Annotated in this window: 1 protein-coding gene; it reads right to left on the bottom strand. The window is 69.7% G+C overall.

The genetic code is table 11. The annotated features are described in order from the left end of the window. The coding region (locus tag AMYBE_RS47015) for a zonular occludens toxin domain-containing protein (protein ID WP_020665174.1) at nt 1–2,038 on the bottom strand (2,038 nt) is incomplete at its 3' end. Nucleotides 2,039–2,067 lie beyond the last annotated feature (29 nt).

The raw sequence follows: 2,067 nt of genomic DNA, 5'->3' as shown, positions 1-2,067 counted from the left end.
GAGTCCACTCGCCGTAGGTGCCGCGGTCGCGTTCGGTCAGCCGCTGCAACACCTCCTGCGTGCGCATCCGCGCTTCGGTGCCGAGCACGTCCGCGATGGCGGCGAGGTGGTCCACCGGGCCGGCCTGCTTCGCCGGGGCGTCGGCGGCCGGAAGCGCCGTCTGCTCGCGCAGCACCATGGCGCGCTTGGTGACCGCGTGCGCGTCCTTGGGCGAGACGTAGAACGACCGCAGCAGGCCGGGCTTCGCGGTAAAGCCCCGCGCCATGCAGGTGCCGACGTCGCCGGGACCCTCGTCGGTCTTCGGCGTGAGCCCCACTGCGGAGATGCCCGCCTTGTACGAACCGGTCCCGAGAACCGCGTCGTTGGCCATCTGGTCACCGATGGCGAAGCACGCCTTGTTGCTGGCCACCGACGTGATCTTGCGCGGCAGCGCGTCCTTCGACGGCTCCGGCGTGAGGAAGATCAGCGTGATGGCGTACTTGCGGGCGGTGCTCATCAGCTTGGACGCGACCTCGATCGCCTTCGTGCCGTTCTTGCCCATGAACAGGTTCTGGCACTCGTCGATCACCACCACCCGCGGGCGCAGCCGTCCGTCCTTTTCGGCCAGTGCCCGGGTCACCGCGCGGTCGGTGGCGTGCGCCTTGAGCGCCTTACCCCGCACCGAAAGGTCGTCATACAGCTCGTAGAGCAGGTTCAGGCACGCGTCCACGGTCTCGTCGCCCGCGCCCGTGGTGAGCGTCCGCAGCCGCGGGCGCATCGGGTCGTAGTCGGTGTTCTCCGCCATGACCACGACGTCGATGTCCACCACCGGGTCCAGCATCGCGCCCAGCACCAGGTTGATCGCCAGCGTGGACTTCCCGGAGCCCATCATGCCGCCCAGGGCGTAGTTGGCCTCGAACAGCCGACCGCGCACCACGTCGCCCTTGAGCGTCACCCCGACCGGGACGCCGGTGAAGTAGTCGGCGGTGGCGTTGTCCAGGTCGGCCAGCAGCGGCCACGGGTCGACCGGCCCAGACAGCGCGCCGGGCTTGGCCACCCACAGGTCCAGAACGGACGGTTGCGGCTCGGTCGGCCACACCTCGCGCGGGTAGCGGACCAGGTTGTGCGCCAACGTGGTCTTGCGCTTGACGATCTCCTCCACCGGGCACGCCGGCGGCAGCGCCACCTGCGCGCGCCATCCCTTGCCGTCCTTGTGCGGCGGGTCGATGAACTTGATCCGCCACCCGTCCTTCACCGCGCGGTTGAACCCCGCGATGTTCAGGTTCTTCAGCGCGTTGAGGATGGTGTTCTCGTCCGGCAGCTCGTCCATCGCGTCGCCGTCGACGGGCGGGGCGAGCCACTGCGGCATCTCCCCGTGCGTGCGGCCCTGCTGGTACAGGTAGCCGACACCCACGACCGTGCCCACGACCAGCAGCAACACCCCGTAGCTGGTCAGGAACCACACGACGAAGGCGACCGCGTCGAACACCGCCGTGATCGGGGTCAGGATCTCGCCGATCTCGCCGTCGTTGATCGCCAGGATGATGCCCAGGACCAGCAGAAACCCAGTCACACCAACGGAACCGATGACGGCCGCCTTGATCCACTGACCCGGGGCGCGCAGCCAATCCATGGTCCGGTCGTGGCGGCGCTGCTTCTCCGCCACGTCGCGGGCCTCCCACTCCAACAGCTTGTCGTGTTCGCCCGCGGCTTCCGCGGCGCGCATCATCCGTTCGTAGCGGTTCGCGCCGTGCGTGTCCCGCCACCGCGTCACGACCACCTTGACCCCGGCGGCGGGGTACGCGACGCCGTGCCGGAACGCGGTCTTCGTCCTCTCGTGCGCGACCGCGTTGCGCGTGGCGCGGGCGACGGTCACCACGTCGCGGCCGTAGCCGCGGTAGCGGGCGATCGCCCGCGCCTTCTGCGACGTGAGTCGCGCGTACTCCTCGTCGGTGACGATCTCGCCCTCGATCACCTCGCCCTGCTCCGGCGCGACCGGAAGGTGATGGACGGTGGCCAGCTCGCCGGCGGCCGGGGTCTGCTCGGTGTTGTCGTTCATCAGGTCCTCCGGCTCACTTGCGGTTGGGG

It is taken from the genome of Amycolatopsis benzoatilytica AK 16/65 (genome assembly GCF_000383915.1).
In the GTDB taxonomy this organism is placed as follows: Bacteria; Actinomycetota; Actinomycetes; order Mycobacteriales; family Pseudonocardiaceae; genus Amycolatopsis; species Amycolatopsis benzoatilytica.
This window is presented reverse-complemented; position numbering and strand designations above follow the sequence as displayed.